Raw genomic sequence first — 19,715 nt, 5'->3', positions numbered from 1 at the left:
CGGGAGGCGATATGACAACCGACACCCCGACCATGGATCTGATCCGATTCCAGCTACGCCGGCTGCGTACCACCGCCGGGATGAACCAGGAGGAGTTCGGCAAAAAGATCAACTTTTCGGCCTCGTCGATCAGCGCGGCGGAGGTGGGCACCCGCCCGCCGGACGTCCCGCTCCTGAAGCGGGTGGACGAGGTGTTACAAACCGGCGGCCTACTGGTCCAGCTTTTGAAGATCGCCCTGCGAGAAGGTGAGCCGACCTGGTTCCGCCCCTGGCGGGAGGCCGAGCAGGAGGCGAAGCTCTTCCGCACGTTCCAGCCGAACCTGGTGCCGGGCCTGCTCCAGACCGAGGCGTACGCCCGCGCCGTCATCCTCTCCGGTCGTCCACTGAAGGCAGAGGAGGTCGACCGCCGGGTCACCGCGCGACTGGAACGGCAGTCCATCCTGACCCGCGAGGAGCCAGCCCAGCTCATCGCCGTTCTGGACGAAGCGACCCTGCATCGGCGGGTGGGCGACAGAAAGGCAATGGTCGAACAACTCGATCACCTGGTTGCCCTGACCGAACTGCCGCACATCGACATCCACGTGGTGCCATACGAGGTCGGCGTACACGTCGGGTTGAACGGCCCGTTCCTGCTCGCCGGATTCGACGACGGCAGCTGGGTGGCCTACCTGGACAACCAACTCAGAGGCCAGGTCTTCAGCCACACCAACGACATTGCGACTCTCCAGGAGACGTGGGAGCGTATTCGGGGCGAGGCATTGCCGCACCGGCAATCTGTCAACCTGATCAAGGAAGTGGCACAGACATGGAGCTGACCGGCGCGACCTGGCGTACGTCCACCCGCTCGTCCAACGGCGGCAACACCTGCATCGAGGTGGCCGACAACCTCTCCGGCATCGTCGGCGTACGCGACAGCAAGGACCGCCAGGGGCCCGTGCTCACCTTCGAACCTACGGCGTGGCAGGCGTTCGTCCGTACGGTCAAGGGACGCTGACACCACTGCCCCACCGGCCACCGGTCCACCAACCTGATCAAGGGAGAGGCGTAGACATGGAGCTGACCGGCGCGACCTGGCGCAAGTCCACCCGCTCGTCCAACGGCGGTGACACCTGCGTCGAGGTGGCCGACAACCTGCCCGGCATCGTCGGCGTACGCGACAGCAAGGACCGCCAGGGGCCCGCTCTGACCTTCGACCCCACGGCGTGGCAGGCGTTCGTCACCACGGTCAAGGGCCGCTGACCACACTCGTCTCTCCCCCCGCTCGCTGGGCTGGCCCGATTTATTCGCCGGCCAATGTCGATCGATGTGACTCCATAGACTTTCCGGCATGTCCCACTCCGCCCGGCTGCACAGATATTCGGCCGTCTCCACCGCCCTGGCACTGCTCGGTGACCGGCAACTCGGCGGGCTGGTGGACGAGGCGCCGCCGATCGTCTCCGGTATCGGGGGCGCGGCGGTGGCGCTGGAGGTCGAGGGCGTACCGGTCTTCGCGAAGCGCGTACCCCTGACCGACCTGGAACGGCAGCCCGGCAACGTCAGGTCCACCGCGAACATGTTCCAACTTCCCACCGCCAACCAGTACGGCGTCGGTGGCCCGAGCTTCGGCGTGTGGCGGGAACTGGCCGCGAACGTCATGACGACGAACTGGGTGCTCGCCGGGCAGAGCGAGAGCTTCCCGCTGATGTACCACTGGCGCGTACTGCCCGGGGTGTTGCCGACGCCGGAGGAACACCTCGACGTGGAGGCGACGGTCGCGTACTGGGGCGGTTCGTCGGCCGTACGGGAGCGGCTGCTGGCGACGGCCAGGTCCACCGCCACCGTGGTGCTGTTCCTCGAACGCCTGCCGCAGACGCTGGACGTCTGGCTGACCGAACAGGTCGCCCTCGGCAGCGACGCGGTCGAGGCGGCCTGCGTCATGGTGGAACGGAACCTGGTCGCCGACGTCGCCTTCATGAACGGCAACGGGTTGGTGCACTTCGACCCGCACTTTCGCAACATCCTCACCGACGGCCGGCGGCTCTACCTCGCCGATTTCGGCCTGGCGACCTCGCCCCGGTTCGATCTGTCCCCCGCCGAGCGGGACTTCCTCGTCACGAACGCGAGCCACGACGCCGCGTACGCGGTGACGACGCTGGTCAACTGGCTGGTCACCGCCCTGGTCGGCCCGACCGTCGAGGGCCGGTTCACCGCCGCCGAACGCAACGAACTGGTCCGCCGGTACGCCGAGGGCGAGCAACCCGCGAACCTCCCCCCAACCGCCACCGCCATCATCCGCCGCCACGCCCCCACCACCGCCGTCCTGAACGACTTCTACTGGCACCTCCACGGCACCACCCGCACCACCCCCTACCCCGCCACCCCCATCACCCGCACCCTCCCCACCCCCGCCTCGACCCCCGTTGATCTTGCAGTTGTGGCGCCCAGGATGCCGGATTAACCACTTTTATGAGGCACCACAACTGCAAGATCGCCGAGGCGAGGACGGGCGGGGAGGGCCGGGAGGCGAGGACGGGCGGGGAGGGACGGGAGGGGTGGGACGGGAGGGTCAGCCGGGGGTGTTGGTGCGGGTGGTGTCGAGGAGGGTTGTGTAGCTGGTGATCTGCATCGGGTCTAGCAGCACGAGTTCGTGGGCGGTGAGTTCTCCGGTCTTCGGGTTGAAGATCAGGAGGTGCTGCTGGTCGTGTACGCGGTCGTCGAAGGTGATGGCCAGTCCCGCCCGTCCGACCCGGTCGGTCACCTCGCCGCGCCACCGGAAACCGGGTACGTCGGCCAGCACCCGCAGGATCTCCGCCCGGGTCCGGCGCGGGACGACGTAGCGCCCGTACACGGTCATGGTCTCCTTGCTCACGGCGCCGGCGCCGTGCTCGACCTTGAGCAGGTCGGACAGGCCCGCGCGGTCCGCCGGCAGCGGCCGGATCTCGATCGGCGGCAGCGAGTCGGCACCGCCGGCCTCCGGGAACTTCTTGTTCGGCTGCGGGGGGTTGCGGGTCCAGTAGTCGCGGGACGCCTCGTCCGGAAACTCCGGGTCGAGTTCGGTCCGGATCTGCTTTCCGGACCCGTCTGCGGCCTGCCAGATTTTGAGTTCGCTGACCATCCCCATCACATAGGGACCGTTGCCCATCAGCGGATCACCCCACGACTTCGAGGAGTGGTAGGCGTACCTGCCGGTGCTGTTCTCGTACGGCGCGTCTTCGAGGCGTCCGGCGAGGGCGCGCAGTTCGGCGGCGGCCGGGGTGGTGCTCTCGGCGAACTGGTACGCGATCGGCACCAGCACCCGGCTCCCCGGATCCACCGGACCCACCGGACCCGCCGCGTCGGCCCCTCCGGGCTGGTCGACGATGTGCGGCACCTGCACTCTCCGGTCGTCGGAGGTGTAGACGACGGTTCCGGCGGCGGCCAGCGCGACCACGGCGCCCGCCGACAGGACGAGTCGCCGGGTCGGGCGGGCGGTGCGCCGGTCACCGACCGGTGCGGGCGCGGCCTCGGCGAGGATGATCAGGTCGTGCGCCGAGAGCCGGGGCGGCGCGACGGTGCCGGGCCGGACCGGGTCGGCCGGTCCGAGCAGGGTACGGGTTTGCTGTTCTCCGAACATCAGACTTCCTCTCAGGACCGGGCCGGCGCCGGCTGCTGCACGGGACGGGCCGTACAGGTGGTTATCGCGGCGGTCAGTCGCTTGCGGGCGCGATGCAACCGCACCGCGGCGGTCGTACGGGTGCACCCGAGGACCTGGGCGGCCTCGGACACGGTCAGCTCCTCCCAGCCGACCAGGCGGAGGATCTCCTGGTCGAGGTCGGTGAGGGTGGCCAGCGCGGTACGGATGTCGGCGACCGCGACACTCGCCTCGGGTCCGGACGGGACCGGTTCCCAGAGCCGTTCCGGGTCACCGATCGGCAGTACGTCGGGGGCGGCCCGCCGGGCCCGCCAGTGGTTGGCCAGCAGGCGCCGGGCCACCCCGTACAGCCAGGGCAGGGTGCGGTCCGGTACCTCGGCGCGGCGCCGCCAGGCGATCACGAAGACCTCCTGGGCGAGTTCGGCCGACGCCTCGGGATCACCGAGCCGCCGCTGCCCGTAGCTGACGATGTGGGCGTGGTGCTCGGTGTAGATCCCGGTGAACCAGCTCTCGTCTCGTCTGTGCGGTGGACCCATCCGAACTCCCAACTCGTCGGCGACCTTCACCCTGTCCTGTGTCGCCGCCGTCGGGATGATTACCGGTGGATGGCCGTACCGGTCAGCCGGTCGAGTTTTGCCGCCAGGCCGCTGGCGTCGGCGCGCCCCAACCCGGTCAGCAGGTCCAGCGCCCGCCGCCAACTCACCCCCGCCGCCACCGGGTCACCGGCGGCCAACTGCGCGTCACCCAGGTGTTCCAGCGTCGGCGCGAGATTGTTACGGTCGTCGAGCTCCTGGTGGATGGTCACCGCCGTCCCGTACGCGGCCACCGCCGCGTCCGGTTCCTCGCGCTGCTGGTGGATGTAGCCGAGGCTGTGCCAGGTGAACGCCTCCCCGGTGACGTCACGCGCCTCGCGCAGCAGGGTCAACGCCGCACGGCACTGCACCAGCCCGGCCTCGTACCGGCCCAGTCTCGCCTGGTAGTAGCCCATGGCGCAGAGCGCCCGGCCCTGCCCGGCGAGATGCCCGGCCAACCGGTAGTGCCGGTACACCGCGTCGGCGTGCTCCAGTGCCCCGGCGAAGTCGCCGGTCGCCTCCCGTTGGTTGGTGACCAGATAGTGGCTGCTGGCGAGCCCGTAGTGGTCGGCGAGGTCGCCGTAGTGGCGCAGTGCCTGCCGTACGTTCTGCTCGGCCGAGTCGTGGCAGCCGTACCGGAACTGCGCGGCGGCCAACTGGTAGTGGGCGTTCGCCTGCCCGACCGGGTCACCGGCGCGGGCCGCGGCCCGTACCGCTGTCCGCTGGCAGTCCACCCACTCCCGAACCATCCCCTGCCGCCGGTGGTAGGTGAACAGGGTCCAGGCAAGCTGCCAGGCGTGGGTGTCGTAGCCGTCGCGTTCGGCCCGTGCGACCGCCGCCTCGACCACCGCATGTTCGGCCTGCATCCAGCTCATGGCCGTGTCGAGGCTGGCCGGCGCCGGTCCGGCCGGGGTCGGCGACACCGGTGCGACGGTGATCAGCTTCCGGTTCGGTTCGAGCCGGGCGGCGGCCCGCAGGGCGTGGTACAGGCAGTGGTCAAGCAGGCGCACGGTGGCGTACGCCCGCTCGGTGTCGTCGAGCAGTTCGGCGGCGTACGCCTTGAGCAGGTCGTGGAAGACCCAGCGCTGCGGTGCGCAGGCGATCATCAGCAGTTGGGCCCGGGTCAGCTCCCGCAGCAGGTGCTGTGCGTCGGTCAGGCCGACCCCGGCCATGCTCGCCGCCAGCGCCAGCGAGATGTCCGGCCCGACGTGCGCCCCGAGCAACCGGAACATCCGGGCGGCCGGCGCACCGAGTCCCCGGTACGACCAGGAGAAGGTGGCCCGCAGGTCGGTGCCCGGATCGGCGGCGAAGGAGTCGAGCACGGTCTCGGCGTACATGTCGTCGGCGAGCGCGGCGAGCGGCAGGTCGGGTTGTACGGCGGCGCGGGCTGCCGCTATCGCCAGCGCCAACGGCAGCCGGGCACACCGTTGCACGATCCGCCCGACCGCCTCGGGTTGGGCGGCGACCCGCTCGCCGAGGCGTACCGCCAGCAGGTCGCGCGCCTCCTGCTGGTCCAGCGGCTCCAGCGGTACGGGATGGGCACCGATCTTCGCGATCAGCCCGGTGAGCTGATCGCGGCTGGTGATGACGACGAAGCAGTCGGGTGTACCGGGCAGCAGCAGTCGTACCTGTTCGACATCGCGCACGTTGTCGAGCAGCACCAGCATCCGCTTGTTCGCCAGCAGGCTCCGGTAGAGCCCCACCTGGGACTGCGGTTCGACCGGGATGCGCTGCGCCGGTACGCCCAACGTCTCCAGCAGGATCCGCAGCGCGGTCGACGACTGCACCACGGTCTGGTCCGTTTCGAAGCCGCGCAGGTTGAGGTAGAGCTGCCCGTCCGGGAAGCGTGCCCGCGACTCCCGGCCCCAGTGCACGGCAAGTGCGGTCTTGCCCACCCCCGCCATGCCGATGAGGATCGCCACCCCGGCGCGGGTGTCGGCGAGCGCGTCGAGCCGGGCGAGGGGGCGGTGCCGTCCGACGAAGCCGGTGACCGCCGCGGGCAACTGCGCCGGTACGGTGGCCGGTTCGGCGAACACCCGGTCCGCCGGTGGTGCCGGCGCCGGTTCGCTCACCAGCAGCCGGTGCAGTTCCAGCATTTCGGTACCGGGGTCGATGCCGAGTTCGTCGGCGAGCCGGCGGCGGTACGCGACGTACCGCTCCAGCGCCTGGGCGGTACGCCCGACCCGGTGCAGTGCCCGGATGAGTGTTGCCACCAGTGGTTCGACCAGCGGGTGCTCGTCGACGAGCGCGGTCAGCGGACGCAGGGTCGGCTGCGGGTTGTCCCGGTCCAGTTCGGCCTGTGCCCAGGCGGCGACGGCCTCCAGGTGGCGCTGCCGCCACTGCTCACGGGTGCGCCCGGCCCAGTCGCCGGGCAGCCCGGCCAGCGGCTCGCCGCGCCACAACTCCAGCGCGCGGCGCAGTGTGTCGGCACGTTCGGGTTCGTCGGGTCCTCCGTGCCCGGATCCGACCGGTGTCGATCTCGCCCGCTCGACCAGGCGGCTGAACAGGTGCAGGTCGACCCGGTCCGGGTCGATGTCGAGCAGGTAGCCGCCGGCGACCCGGCTCACCGGCGCGGACTTCCTGATCCTGGCGATGTGGGTGTACAACGTCTGCCGGGCCCGGGCCGGTGGGTCCTCGCCCCAGACCCGGTCGACCAGGACGTCCCAGGGCACCAGCCGGCCGGCGTCGACGGCGAGCGCGGCCAGCACCAGGCGTTGCTGCGGTCGGATCGAACCATCGGCACTGCCGAGCAGACGAACATTCACGTCGTTCAAGATTTGCACCCTGCGTGACCCTCACCTGCTTGTCAAGATTCTGTTCAACTCCCGGCCCACTGGCGCTCCGCATGCTGTCACCAACGGCGGTCCGAAGTGGACCCGCCCCACGGGAGGAATCTGTATGAGGGTACGAATGCGGCCGGCGATGGCCCGAGCCCTGGTGCTCGGGCTGCTTGCGTCCGGCGTGGTGCTAGCCCTGCCCGGGGTGGCCAGCGCCGACACGGAGGTGACCGAGGACGCCGCCGCCACCGATACCGCGGTGGCGGTCTTCACCGCCGACCCGGGCGACGGGCTGACCGAGTTGTCGGCGCGGGACGCGGCCGCGCTGGAGACGGCGGAGGCCCGTGCCGAGGCCGATCCGACCGACCTCGCGCCGCCCTACTACGACGCGCTGACCGGTCGGGTGGCCGCCCCGGTGCTCACCACGGCGAGTCCGACGAAGGTGGCCTACGCCGCCGGCAGCATCGCGGTCCCGTCGGTCGATCCGGACGAGCAGGGCGTGGACGAGAGTGTGCCGGGCGAGTCGTCGGTCAAGGAGACCGATGCCGTGGCGCCGCTGTCCGCACCCCGCGCGGCCGACGTACCGGCCTTCCCGGTGCTCTACTACCCCGCGACCCCGCGGGTGACGTACAGCCTCGCCCAGCTCGCCGCGGCGCGCGACGAGGTGCTGTCCGCCGGCCTGGCCGGTTCCGAGCACATGTACTCCGCCTACATCGACGCACCCGGCAACCGGGTGGTGGTCGAGGCATCCGGCGTCACCCAGGGCATGCGTCTGGCCCTGGCCGTGCGGTACGGAACGCGGATGGTGGCGCTGCGGCTCACTCCCGGCGAGAACGCGGGCGAGATCCAGGCCCGGCACAACGACACCAGCCCGTTCTACGGTGGCGCGCGGATGGGCCCGGACGGCTGCACGATCGGGTTCTCCTGGACCCACGAGGGCCAGCGGTACTTCATCACCGCCGGGCACTGCACCAGCCTCAACCAGAACGTCTACATGAACGGGTACTCGTCCGCGGTCGGCAAGGTGATCGACGACAACTGGGCGAACGCCAGCGGCTCGACGAAGATCAACGGCGCGTCGTACTACAGCGGGGACCTGTCGCTGGTCAAGATGAACAGCGGCTACTCGACCTTCCCGCGGGTGTACACCGGCGGCCCGACCTCCAACACGAGTCGAGTCGTCGGCGGGATCTCGTCGCGGGCCCCGAAGACCGGGGACCGCTACTGCACCGGCGGCAGCACCAAGGGCACCATCTGCGACTGGAAGGTGACCTCGGTCAACGTGACGGTCAAGTACAGCGACGGGACCGTCGCCCGCAACATGACCAAGGGCACCAAGCACGGCCACTGCACCGCGCCCGGTGACTCCGGCGGCCCGATCTTCACCATCAACTCCGCCGGGAAGATCATCGCCAAGGGCATCCACAGCGGCGGCGGTGGCGGTGGCGGCGACCACTACACCGGCGCCCTGGAGTCACCCTGCCGCGAGTACTTCACCGACATCCGGCTGGCCGAGAAGATCCTGCCGGGAATCATCAAGCGGTACTGAGACCCACTGAACCGCGTGGCGCCCACCCCGCCGCGGAACGCTGCCCCGGTCATCGACCGGGGCAGCGTTCGTTCCGGGGCCGCCGGGCCCGGCGCGTGCGGCGCACCGGGACCGGGTACGAGTATTAAGTCCAGCTTTGGTGGGTTGACCCGGATCGACGGGAGTGGTTCCCTACGAGATGTAAACAGTCTTAACAGTTTTCTTGGGGAGATCAGGTGAAAAGTCCACGTAGAACGGCCGGTTTCGCCGCCGCCACGGCTGCGGTGGCGGTGACGGCCACGCTGCCGCTGGTCTGGGGCAACTCCGCCAGCGCGGCCGAAACCGTGCTCTCCCAGGGTCGCCCGACCACCAGTTCGTCGGTGGAAACCTCGACCCTCGGACCGGGCAACGCGGTCGACGGGTCCGCCGGCACCCGATGGGCCAGCGCCGAGGGCGTCGACCCGCAGTGGCTCCGGGTAGACCTCGGCGGGACCCGTACGATCACGCACGTCAAGCTGGACTGGGAGGCCGCGTACGGCAGCGCGTACCAGATCCAGACCTCGGCCGACGGGACGACCTGGACCACCATCTACTCCACGAGCAGCGGCGACGGCGGGGTGGACGACCTGACCGGGCTCACCGGCACCGGGCGTTACCTCCGGATGTACGGCACCAGCCGGGGCACCCCGTACGGTTACTCGCTCTGGGAACTGACCGTCTACGGCGCCGGCTCCGGCGGCGGTACGCCCACCCCCACACCCAGCACGCCCGGCCGGGTGGACCTGACCGACCCGCACAAGAAGGACATCGCCATGCAACTGGTGTCCAGCGCGGAAAACTCGTCACTGGACTGGCGGGCGCAGTACCGCTACATCGAGGACATCCGGGACGGGCGCGGGTACACCGCCGGCATCATCGGTTTCTGCTCCGGGACCGGGGACATGCTCCAGGTGGTGCAGCGCTACACCAACCAGTCCCCGAACAACGTCCTCGCCAGGTACCTGCCGGCGCTGCGCAACGTGAACGGCTCCGACTCGCACGCCGGGCTCGACCCCAACTTCCCCGCCGACTGGCGTACCGCCGCCCAGGATCCGGTGTTCCAGGCGGCGCAGGACGCCGAACGGGACGGGACCTACTTCAACCCGTCGGTGAACCAGGCCAAGCAGGACGGGCTGCGCGCCCTCGGGCAGTTCGCCTACTACGACGCCATCGTCATGCACGGCCCCGGCAACAGCGCGGTCAGCTTCGGCGGCATCCGTGCCGCCGCGATGCGGGTCGCCCGTACGCCGGCACAGGGCGGCAGCGAGGTCGACTACCTCAACGCGTTCCTCGACGCGCGGGTGGCCGCGATGAAGACCGAGGAGGCGCACAGCGACACCAGTCGGGTCGACACCGCGCAACGGGTCTTCCTGCGCAACGGCAACCTCGACCTGAACACGCCACTGACCTGGCAGGTCTACGGCGACACCTTCACCATCAACAGCTAGCGCCCTGCTGCGCCACCAACGGGATGGGGGTCGAGGCTTTCGCCTCGACCCCCACCTGTAGGTGCTCAGGCTTCCTCCGCGAATACGACACGCAATCTTTGCCGGCCGACGTCATCGACCCAGGGCTCCACGCCCACGACGGCGGCCTCGTCGGGTGCCGACACCACTGCCGTGTAGATGTCGCCTCCATAAATCATCGCCGTGTAACTCTCGATCTTCACCATGTTCGAAACATCCTCGTACCCGCCCAACAGGAGGGAAGGAGTAAGGACAACATTCTCGTCAGGAGACACGCGGCCGAATTTGCCGACACAGGCCACCGCCACCGGATGGGAGGGACTCAGTGCATTCTGCACGATCTCCTGATCCAAGAAGTGTGCAAACGAGTCGAAGATGGGCCGCACACTCAAAAGATTCACATCAAGAAGGTAGACAACGTCTTCGTAGGAACTTCCGGTCCAACGCAGCGCGTACTGATCTCCGAACGCAGTCTCGCCGAACATGAGGAAGGAGGGATCCGCCTTTCCACCCCAGGCGAATCGCCATCCTTCCTCCTCGTTCCAGGACCGGAGATCCATGTGCCGGTCCGCACGGATCCCGAACACGCGGTTCATGCCGCTGTGAACCGTGAATCCGTTTGCGATGCGGAGAGCTGCCGCGTAAACGCTCGGCAGCTCTCCCAGGAGCGTCTCCGTTCGATCAGAATCGTCTAGAGCCTGTCCCACATCTGCAAGTTCCAACCCTCGCAGACGTCGGAGAACGTCTCCGCTCATCGCATCCCCTCACCGCATCACGTGATGTACACGCCGTCAACGAGGAAGCCTCGCAGAGTCTTCCCGATCCGGGAGCTGAGGCCGCCGCCCGCGATGCTATTTGCCCTCGATGGGGAGGGCAACCACGACGGCGGATTCGCCATACCAGTCACTCCCGTGTCCGGCATGTGGCCCGGCACCCACCCCGCCGGATAACTGCCGGGGTTGGTCCTCCGCTCCGCTTCGATGGCAGCGCGCATATCTGCCTGCAACAACCTGGTCGACTGCACGACCTGCGGGCCGTTCGCCTCCAGCCACCTATTCGAGCCCCGCGCGTAGTCGTGCAGGTTCTGCACCTCGTCCGGCGTCAGAGCGGGCTTACCCTTTTTCGTGGCCGTGCTCATGTTGTAGTACTCACCGCGGGTCGACAGCGGGCAGGACGGCCCACTCACGCCCACGTCGATGAGCCCTGGCGCGGACGGCAGGCCCCCGACGTTGTGCACAAGGACCGGCGTGTCGCCTGCGACCACATAGTACGTGTGGATGCCGTCGACGGTCAGGTTGTAGGTGACCTGCTCTGCCTGGTAGTGCCGGATCGCACCGACCTGCGCGTAGGTGCCCGCGGAGGTACGCAAGAGTTCCCCGGGCTGTAGATCTCCGGCCTCCACCCAGCGGCCCTGCGTCACCGACCAGAACGGATGGTGGTCGGTGGTGGTGAGCGCCTGCCCCTTGCCATCCTCGCCCTTGACGGTGACCTCGACATACGCCTTGTCGTCGTCGGTACGGATGGTGTGGGTCACCTGCCGTGCCTCGGTCCGGCCGGTCTCCGGGTCGGTGGCGAGCACGGTGTCGCCAGACCGCACCCGCTCGATCGGCACGCGACTGCCGTCCGCGAGCACGACGGGCGTGCCGGCGACGAAGCTGTCCTTGCAGTCCGGCTTCTTCTTCGTCGCGGCCTTGGCCTTCGCCGCCGCTGCCTTCGCCTTGGCCGCAGCGGCGGCGGCGGCCCGTCTGGCTGCCGTCTCAGCTGCGGCCTTGGCCGCTGCCGCCTTCGCCGCAGCCTCTGCCGCCGCTCTCGCCGCAGCCGCCTTCGCAGCCTGAGCCGCCTGCTCCGCGCCCTGGAGAATGGCGCGGGCCCACTTGATTTCCTGGAAGAAGGTGACGACGGCCTTGCCGGCCCGGAAGATCGCCTCGGCGATCTTCTTCGCCTTGAAGATCTTGCCCCAGGGCAACGCGCCGATCACCATCGATACGCAGGCGCCCAGGTCACCCTTGATGCAGTTGAGAATGTCGTTGATCCCGAGGAACTCCATCAGGATCTGGCCACCGGCCTCCAGGACGATGTCCAACACACTCTTGCTCTGCAACTGCTGGGCCTTGGCCACGTCCTCCGGACTCGGCCCGGTCTCCCCCGCCCCGGTGGCAGCCGCTTCCGGGGTCGCCCCGGTCGGGTCGGTGTACGAGGTCGGGTTGTTGTCCCCGTACGTGTAGGCCGAGGTCGCCGCACCCCCCTGGGGCATCGGGTCGGCCGAGGAGAACCTCCCGGTCTCCGGGTTGTAGTTCCGGGCCCGCAGGTAGTAGTTGCCGTTGCCGGAACTGGAATCCTGGTAGGCCCCGGCGAACTGCATCGGGTTCTCCGGGGCGCTCGCCTGGGTGCCCGGCCCCTGCCCACCCGAGCCGCTGGGCGAGTGCTCCTGGCCGCCCTGACCGGCCAGGGTCGGGCCGGCACGGGGGTTGCCGAACGGGTCGTAGTCGTAGCCGACCAGCGGCGTTCCGGTCGGCGAAAGCATGTTCGCCACACCACCGAGCGAGTCGTGGGTGTAGGAATGCACCCCGGCCGCCCCGTCCAGCAGTGCCAGCGGTTCGTCATCCGGGCCGTAAACGAAGTCCCGCTTCTCGATCGTCTGGCCGGTGGAGTTGGTCACCGTGTCGACGGCGATCTGGGGCAGGGTGCCGTTGACGTCCCACGACCAGCGTTGCGTCTGTGCCTGCTCGCCGGGATCGGTGGTGGTGGTCAACCTCAACCCGGTGGCGTCGTACGCGAACGTCGCCACCCGGCCGTTGACCGTCGCCTTGGCCAGCGAGTTGTCGAGGTTGTACTCGAACTTGTCGGTGCCGGAACGAATCTGGTTGCCGTTCAGGTCGTAGGCGTACTCGGTGGTGGTGACGTGCTTCGGCTCCCGGAGCACCCGCTTGATGAGCTGGTCGGCGTCGTCGTACTGGTAGGTGGTGGTGTCGTCACCGGCGTTCCCGGTGCGCTTCTGGCTGGTCCGGTTGCCGACCAGGTCGTACTCGTAGTCGATCCGCCCGACCGGCTTGGTCCTGCCGCCGCACGAGTCGACCGCGTAACAGGCCGAGGTGAGCCGGTCGACCTTGTCGTAGGCGTAGGCGACCGTCTCCGAAACGCCGCCCCGCGTGGTCACCACCTTCGTCGGGTTGCCGACCTCGTCCAGGTCGAGCTGGTAGGCCGAGATCGGATCCTGGGGCAGCGCCACCGGCACCACCGGGGCCGAGGCGACGGACGGCGCACCGGCGCCGTACCGGTCGTGGGCAGTGACGGTGAAGGTGTACGCGACACCCGCGTCGAGCCCGTTGACGATCGCGCTGCTCGCGGTCGGGCCGACGGTGACCGACTTGCCGCCGGGCTGCGCGGTGACCGTGTAGCCGGCGACGTCGTCGTGCCCGTGCTCCTTCGACGGCTTCCACGAGACCACCGCCAGGCCGGCGCCCGGCTGTGCGGTCACGTCGGTCGGTGGCTTCGGCCGGTCGTCACCGGCGGCGGCACCGCCCGATTCGGCGGCGGGCAGCGTGAACTGCTCGGGTGCCGGGGCGCGGGTGGTGCCGATGCTGGTCAGGCGACCGGCGTCGTCGTACCCGCGTTGCTCGATCAGCCCGGTCGGCGTCGGCAGCGTGGTGCTGGTCCGGCGGCCGGCGACGTCGTAGCCGAACCGCCAGGTGGAGGCGACCGCGCCGGCCGAGCCACCGGAGGCGGTCAACGAGGTGATCCGGCTGTCCCCGTCGTAGTCGGCGGTGATCCGGGTGCCGTCCGGGTAGGCGCGCAGGGTGATGTTGCCCCGCACGTCGTAGTCGTAGTCGAACTCCTCCACCAGGTTGGTGGCGGGTTCGTTACGGGTCACCTTGTCGATCTGGTCCTCGTCGTCGTAGACGACGGTGCGTACGCCGGTCGGGTCGCCGTACTCGGTGGTCCGGTCCTTGGCGTCGTAGCCCCAGGTGTACCTGGGCCCCTCGCTGCCGAGCGCCCGCGTCTCCCGGCGGCCGACGATGTCGTAGGTGTCCACCGCGGTCCGGCGGGCCCGCTCCTGCGGTGACAGGCGCTCACGCTCTCCGAGGGTGATGGTGGAGACCGGGTTGCCCTCGGCGTCGTAACTGACCTCGGTGACCCGGCCGAGCGGGTCCGTGCTGCTGGTCGCCCGTCCGGCCTCGTCGTACTCCACCGAGGTCCGGTGGCCGTTCGGGTCCCGCACGGACGAGGGCAGGCCGTCCTCGTAGTAGTCGTAGACGGTGGACCGGTCGGCCGGCTCGCGCGGGTCGTACGGGCTGTCCGGGGTGTGCACCGTACGGGGAAGGTCGTCCTCCCGGTACGTGTAGTGCGTGGTGCGGTCCTTCGCGTCGGTGACCGAGACCAGCCGGCTGTTCGCGTCGTAGCGGTAGGACGTGACGTGGTCCAGCGGGTCGATGCTCTTGACCCGGTTACCGGCCAGGTCGTACTCGTGGTGGCTGGTGAACCGCTCCTTGTCCGCACCCTCGACGTTGCCGCGCGGCTCGGTCGCGGCGACGAGGAGACCGTCGCCGTCGTACTCCCAGGTGCTGACGCCACCGGTGGCGGCTATCTGCTTGATCTTGTTGCCGGCCTCGTCGTACTCGAATCGCGAGGTGTTCGTGCCCGCGTCCCGGATCGAGGTCTGGCGCCCGTTCCGGTCGTACTCCATCCGGGCGGTCCGGCCCAGGTTGTCGCTGACGGCGGTGACGTTGCCGGTGTTGTCCCGGTCGAACTGCGAGGTCTTGTTGTGCTCGTCGGTCCTGGTCCTGGTCCGGTCCAACTCGTCGACGCTGATGTCCCGGCTGACCGTGCGGCCCCCCGGATACGGGCGCTCGACCCGGAGCGGGTTGTCGTTGGCGTCGTAGTGGTAGGTCGTGGTGAAGTCCGCCGGGTTCGCCCCGGGTACGTTGCCGCGCGGCGAGGTGACCTTGTTCAGCAACCCCTTCGCGTTGTACGCGTACGTGGTGACCAGGTCCGGCTCGTGCTTCATCTCCACCCGCGCCGAGGCGCGTCGCCCCGCGTCGGTGTAGGTGTACGAGGTGGTACGCCGGGAGTCGCTGACCGAGCGGAGCAGCCCGTTGTCGAAGTAGCGGTACTCGGTGCGCGCGTCGAGCTGGGTCGTCTGCGTCCTGGTCCGGCCAACCTCGTCGTAGCTGGTCCGCACCACCCCGCGCTTGCCCGGCTGGTGCACGACGGTGGGCCGGTCCTGGGCGTCGAACTCGTACCGGGTGGTGTAGTCGTCGCGGTCGGCGTGCCGGACCGTGCCGCGCGGATCGACGGACAGGATTCCCCGCCCGGTCCGGTCGTAGCCGACCTCGGAACGGCGCCCCTCCGGCGAGACAACCGCCTTGAGCAGGCCCGAGTTGTGGTCCCCCACCGGCAGGTTCTCGTACCGGGTCACCTTGCCGCGCTGGTCGGTCTGGCTGACCAGCAGGCCGCGCTCGTCGTACGCGTAGGTGATTTTGTTCTTCTCGGCGTCGACGCTCTCGACCAGCTCGTCGAACTCGTTGTAGGTGTCCGTCCAGACGTTGCCGTTGGCGTCGGTGTGCTCGGTCGGGTTGTTCCGGGCGTCGTACTTCGTCTTCGTGCCGAAGTTGAGCGATCTCGGCGCGGTCTGCGAGATGCGGTTGCCGGCGTCGTCGAAGGTCGCCTCGTGCTGGCTGTGCTTGGCGTTGACCACCAGCGGGCGGTTGAGCGAGCCGTCGTAGCGGTGGTTCTCGGCGTCGCCGTTGCCGCGCTGGGTGTAGATCAGCACGTTGCCCCGGTAGCCGTCGTAGACCTTCACCGCGTCCGGGTCGACGGTCAGCGCCTCCTGTTCCGCCGCCTTCCACTCGAAGGTGGTCGCCTTGCCGAGCGCGTCGGTCTGGCGCACCATCCGGTTGTCGGCGCCGTACTCGTTGCGCAGCTCGACGATCCGCTGCGGGTTCATGACCTCGGTCAGCAGCCCGTTGGCACCGTAGGTGTACTTCCAGTGGTAACCGCGCGCGTCCTTGACCGCGGTCAGCACCGTGCCGGTGTAGTAGTAGACCGTCTGGCGGCCGTCCGGCAGCCGGATCTCCCGGATCAGGCCGGCGTCCACCTTGACCTTCACCTCGCGCCCGGAGGCGTCCGTGATGGTCACCCCGGTCGCGGTGTACGCGAGCCGCGTTCCCATGCCACGCGCGTTCGCGATCGAGACCAGCCGGCCCTGCGCGTCGAACCGGTGGGTGATCTGCGAGGGTGTGACCAGTTCCCAGCCGTCCGCGAGCCGGCGCAGGTTCGACCGGACGCCCGGCGGGCGCCGGTAGCTCTCGCCGTCGAGCCGGTAGAGCGCCTCGGCGCCGTCCTCGGCCCGGACCACCACGCCGTCGGCCGACTCGGTGACGGTCATCCCGTAGGACCAGGCCCAGCCGGGCCCGAACGGACCGCCGGCCGGGCTCGCCGAGGAATAGGTACGGGACGAGGAGAACGGGATGCCGAACGAGGCCATGCCGAGGTCCGGCTCGACCCGGATGAACGCGCCGGTGGCGGTGTTCACGCCGATGCCGCGTACCGCCTGACTGGCGGCGGTCAGGCCGAGCGCGTTGCCACAGCCGCAGCCGGCGGCCTGACCGGCCGGGATGGCCGGCGGCTCGATGGTCGTACGCGGCTTCGCGTTGTCCGACGGCTCGGAGATGATTTCCCGGCCGTCGTCGAAGATCGCGGTGGCGGTGAGGTAGTAGTCCTTGGTCGGGTCGAGCACCCAGCCTTCCCTGGTGCCGAACGACCGGCAGTACTGGCGCTGGCCGGTGCACCGGGCCCGCTCCAGCTCGTCCTTGCCGAGCGTGGTCGACGCCTGTTCGGTACGGGACTCGGCGTCGTAGAGCGTCGCCTTCCAGGAGGTCCAGGGCTGTTCCTCGCCGGCCACGTCGAAGTAGGCGACGACCGAGGTCTCGCCGAGCGCGAAGCCGGACCGGAGCAGCAGGTTGTCGAAGACCTCGTCCTCGGCGGCGGCGCGGGCGACGCCCGGCTTGGGCACCCGGGCCCACTCGGCGGCCGAGAGCCGGTTCGGCTCGCCCTGCGCGGCGGTGCCCGGCGGCACCACGGGCGGGCGTTTGTCCGGCGGGAATTCCTTGTCGGGCCGGACCGAGTCGGGCAGCGGCCGGTCTACCGGACCGGGGCCGGGGCTGGCCGTCGGAACCGGCGCGACCTGGGCGCGGGCCACCTTCGCGGGCGGCGCCAAGGTGACGACCAGGGTCAGGATGCAGAGGAGCGCCAACCATCGGGCGCGCGGAATCCACAGCAGGGTACGACTGAACACGATCGGAGCCTCCCCGTGAAAGCCATGCCCGATGGTTCAGATCACCGGGCATTTACCCGACCGATAATAGGCGCTGGTCAATGTTTTGGTGGGGTCGTCAAAGCGACAGGAGATTCCGCCGACAAACCCATAGAGATCGATCATCAGCTATTGCTATGGTTGTGCCAGTTGATTTTGTCCTTTGTGGATGGCGATGGAGGCGGCAATCTCGTCGCCGAGGGTCACGGACGACCGGGACGGCGGCTCACTCCTCGTCCCAGGCATCCACCTCACGGTCTCCCTGGTCATTGCCGAACGTCGCGGGCGTACCGGTCGCCAGCACCACACCGGCCGCGTCGAGCGCCTCCACCACCGGTCCGATGGAAGCGGGGTACGGAACCGCCAGCACCGCGCCCGAGGAGACGACCTGTCCCCGAACCACCTCCCGCCCGTCGCGCAGTACCCGTACGGTGACGGCCGCGGCGGGGGTCACCACCAGCAGCGCCCGCCCCTCCTCGTCCAGCGGTACGGCGAGCACACCGCCCGGATCAGCCGGGTCCGTACGCGAGTCGAACAGCACCCCGGTGCCGATCACCCGGTCCGGAGCCGGTCGGTCGTGGTCGACGTCCAGCCGTCCCAGCCAGCCGCCACCCTGCGCCGGGGCGGCCACCACCGTCGCCCGCCCGTCGAGAGATCGGTTCCCTCCGCCCAGGGGTACAGCCCAGGGTTGCCGCGACCTCCGCCTCCGGCAGGTCGGCCACGTACCGCAGCACGATCACCGCACGGGTACGGGGCCCAGCTCGCGCATCGCCTCGTGCAGGGCGTGCCGGTCCGCCACCGCCTCCGTCAGGTCGCGTACGGGCCGGTCCGGCAGGAACGCGGTCAGCACCTCGTGCACCCGGTGCCGCCGCCAGCTACTGATGTGCTGGTTGATCATCATTCGCCGCAGGTACGCCATCGGCTCGTCGATCCGGTGCCAGCGCCGCATCACCTTCACCAGCGCCGACTGCACGAGATCCTCGGCATCCTCCGCCGACCCGGTCAGGTGGTACGCCACGCGCAGCAGATCCAGATAACGCGCGTCGACGAACTCCCGGAACTGCTCGTCGTCTTCCGACATGGGCCTCCGCTCGGTCGGTCACCCATCACGACTCGCACCGGGCACCAAAGGTTGAGCCGACCCCGGAAAAATCCGGAACCTGCCCGCATGCCGTTATCCGCTAGGGGGCGAGTCGGCCGGTGACGCCGGGTGCCCGAGGGTGCCGAGGAAACGGTCGAGGAGGTCGACCTGCCGGGCGGGCGGGAACTGCGCCTGGTCGAACAGTGCCTGCACGACGAGCCCGTGGGCGAAGGCGGCGGCGATCACCACCACCTGGTCCGGATCGGTCGCGGCCGGCAGTTCCCCGAGGTCACGGGCGGCTTCGACGTGTGTGCGCAGCCGGGTCCGCCAACGGTCGTACCGGGCGGCCTGACTGGCGCCGAGCGCCGGGTCGGCCAGTGCCGCGTCCCAGAAACTGACCCAGGCCCGGCTCCCCGCCGTCAACTCGGGGGTCACCGGGAGCACGTCCAGCAGGGCGGCCCGCAGCGCCGCCAGCCCCGGCCCGGTGGCGACCTGCCGGGGTCGGGCGGCGGTGCGTTCCTCGGCCAGGTCCAGAGCGTGCCGCAGCAACGCCTTCTTGCTGGGAAAATAGTGGCTGACCAGGCCGGTCGAGGCGCCCATCCGGGCGGCGACGGCACGCATGGTCAGGCCACCGAAACCGTGCTCGGCGAGCACACCCCAGACCGCGTCGGAGACGTCCCGCCGCCTCGCGTCATGGTCACCCTTCGCGGGCATCGCGCCCTCCCCACCGGTACGGCCAACGCCCTATAGTACGTAACAAACGTTTGGTACGTACATTCTGAGTCTGGAGCCCACATGCTCGGTCATCCCCTCGCCCCCGGCGCCGAACTCCGACCGCTCGAACCCTGGCAGGCGGCCGAGTTCGCCGGGTACGTCGAACAACACCGGGCGCACCTGGCCCCGTGGCTGCCCTGGGCCGTCTCCATCACCGACACCGAATCGGCCCGGCGGTTCCTCCAGCGCTACGCCGACTCCCAGGCCGCCGACGGGGGCCGGATCTTCGGCATCCGGCTCGACGGCGTGCTCGTCGGCGGGGTCCTGTTCCGGGTCTTCGACCCCCGCGCCGGGGTCTGCGAGATCGGGGTCTGGCTCGCCCCGCAGGCGCAGGGCCGGGGGCTGGTCACCCTGGCCGCCCGGCACCTGATCGACTGGGCGCTCGGCGTACGCGGTCTGACCAGGGTGGAATGGCGTACGGTCCCCGACAACAACCGCAGCATCGCGGCGGCCCGACGGCTGGGCATGACCCGCGAAGGTGTGCTCCGCCAGGCGTTCCCGCACAACGGCGTACGCCACGACGTCGAGATCTGGGCCCTGACCGCGGCGTAGCCCA

At 69.6% G+C, this 19,715-nt stretch carries 15 protein-coding genes; 7 read left to right on the top strand and 8 right to left on the bottom strand.

What is annotated here, in order from left to right:
• The first annotated feature begins 11 nt into the window (after positions 1-11).
• From OIE47_RS21410 to OIE47_RS21395, 4 genes are all read left to right on the top strand, one after another.
• Entirely contained in the window at positions 12-815 is an 804-nt protein-coding gene (locus OIE47_RS21410) for a helix-turn-helix domain-containing protein (protein ID WP_326556319.1), read from the top strand.
• On the top strand, positions 806-994 hold the full coding sequence (locus tag OIE47_RS21405) for a DUF397 domain-containing protein (RefSeq protein WP_326556318.1): 189 nt from the start codon (positions 806-808) through the stop codon (positions 992-994). Before OIE47_RS21410 ends, OIE47_RS21405 begins: the two co-directional genes overlap by 10 nt.
• 56 nt (positions 995-1,050) lie before the next feature.
• Positions 1,051-1,239: a DUF397 domain-containing protein gene (locus OIE47_RS21400; protein ID WP_326556317.1), complete on the top strand. Its 189-nt coding sequence runs from the start codon at positions 1,051-1,053 to the stop codon at positions 1,237-1,239.
• An 88-nt stretch (positions 1,240-1,327) separates the two neighbouring features.
• Positions 1,328-2,437, top strand: a complete 1,110-nt coding sequence (locus OIE47_RS21395; protein ID WP_326556316.1) for a serine/threonine protein phosphatase — start codon at positions 1,328-1,330, stop codon at positions 2,435-2,437.
• A gap of 108 nt (positions 2,438-2,545) precedes the next feature.
• Here OIE47_RS21395 and OIE47_RS21390 read toward each other — a convergent pair whose 3' ends face one another.
• From OIE47_RS21390 to OIE47_RS21380, 3 genes are read right to left on the bottom strand one after another with little or no spacing between them, the layout of a single operon-like run.
• Complete coding sequence (locus OIE47_RS21390) at positions 2,546-3,592, bottom strand: CU044_5270 family protein (protein WP_326556315.1); 1,047 nt, start codon at positions 3,590-3,592, stop codon at positions 2,546-2,548.
• 11 nt (positions 3,593-3,603) lie between these two features.
• Positions 3,604-4,146 carry an RNA polymerase sigma factor gene (locus OIE47_RS21385; protein ID WP_326556314.1) on the bottom strand — a complete coding sequence of 181 codons (543 nt, stop codon included), beginning with the start codon at positions 4,144-4,146 and terminating at the stop codon, positions 3,604-3,606.
• 59 nt (positions 4,147-4,205) lie between these two features.
• On the bottom strand, positions 4,206-6,947 hold the full coding sequence (locus OIE47_RS21380) for an AfsR/SARP family transcriptional regulator (RefSeq protein WP_326563190.1): 2,742 nt from the start codon (positions 6,945-6,947) through the stop codon (positions 4,206-4,208).
• 133 nt (positions 6,948-7,080) lie between these two features.
• On the opposite strand from OIE47_RS21380, the gene OIE47_RS21375 reads away from it, so the two are divergent.
• Entirely contained in the window at positions 7,081-8,508 is a 1,428-nt protein-coding gene (locus OIE47_RS21375) for a trypsin-like serine protease (protein ID WP_326556313.1), read from the top strand.
• Positions 8,509-8,723: 215 nt separating this feature from the next.
• Positions 8,724-9,974, top strand: a complete 1,251-nt coding sequence (locus tag OIE47_RS21370; protein ID WP_326556312.1) for a chitosanase — start codon at positions 8,724-8,726, stop codon at positions 9,972-9,974.
• A 65-nt stretch (positions 9,975-10,039) separates the two neighbouring features.
• Here the strand turns inward: OIE47_RS21370 and OIE47_RS21365 are convergent, their stop codons facing one another.
• The 5 genes from OIE47_RS21365 to OIE47_RS21345 all read right to left on the bottom strand — a co-directional run bounded on the left by OIE47_RS21365 (position 10,040) and on the right by OIE47_RS21345 (position 19,099).
• On the bottom strand, positions 10,040-10,747 hold the full coding sequence (locus OIE47_RS21365; protein WP_326556311.1) for an SMI1/KNR4 family protein: 708 nt from the start codon (positions 10,745-10,747) through the stop codon (positions 10,040-10,042).
• Between the two features lie 17 nt (positions 10,748-10,764).
• Positions 10,765-17,286, bottom strand: a complete 6,522-nt coding sequence (locus tag OIE47_RS21360) for a polymorphic toxin-type HINT domain-containing protein (RefSeq protein ID WP_326556310.1) — start codon at positions 17,284-17,286, stop codon at positions 10,765-10,767.
• A gap of 244 nt (positions 17,287-17,530) precedes the next feature.
• Positions 17,531-17,935 carry a hypothetical protein gene (locus OIE47_RS21355; RefSeq protein ID WP_326556309.1) on the bottom strand — a complete coding sequence of 135 codons (405 nt, stop codon included), beginning with the start codon at positions 17,933-17,935 and terminating at the stop codon, positions 17,531-17,533.
• 105 nt (positions 17,936-18,040) lie between these two features.
• Positions 18,041-18,385: a sigma-70 family RNA polymerase sigma factor gene (locus tag OIE47_RS21350; RefSeq protein WP_326556308.1), complete on the bottom strand. Its 345-nt coding sequence runs from the start codon at positions 18,383-18,385 to the stop codon at positions 18,041-18,043.
• Positions 18,386-18,478: 93 nt separating this feature from the next.
• Positions 18,479-19,099: a TetR/AcrR family transcriptional regulator gene (locus OIE47_RS21345; protein ID WP_326556307.1), complete on the bottom strand. Its 621-nt coding sequence runs from the start codon at positions 19,097-19,099 to the stop codon at positions 18,479-18,481.
• Positions 19,100-19,180: 81 nt separating this feature from the next.
• On the opposite strand from OIE47_RS21345, the gene OIE47_RS21340 reads away from it, so the two are divergent.
• Positions 19,181-19,711, top strand: a complete 531-nt coding sequence (locus tag OIE47_RS21340) for a GNAT family N-acetyltransferase (protein ID WP_326556306.1) — start codon at positions 19,181-19,183, stop codon at positions 19,709-19,711.
• Positions 19,712-19,715: the final 4 nt, after the last annotated feature.

The organism is Micromonospora sp. NBC_01796, from assembly GCF_035917455.1.
GTDB lineage: Bacteria > Actinomycetota > Actinomycetes > Mycobacteriales > Micromonosporaceae > Micromonospora_G.
Note: the sequence above shows the minus strand (reverse complement) of the source record. Positions and strands in the feature narration are given on the sequence as shown.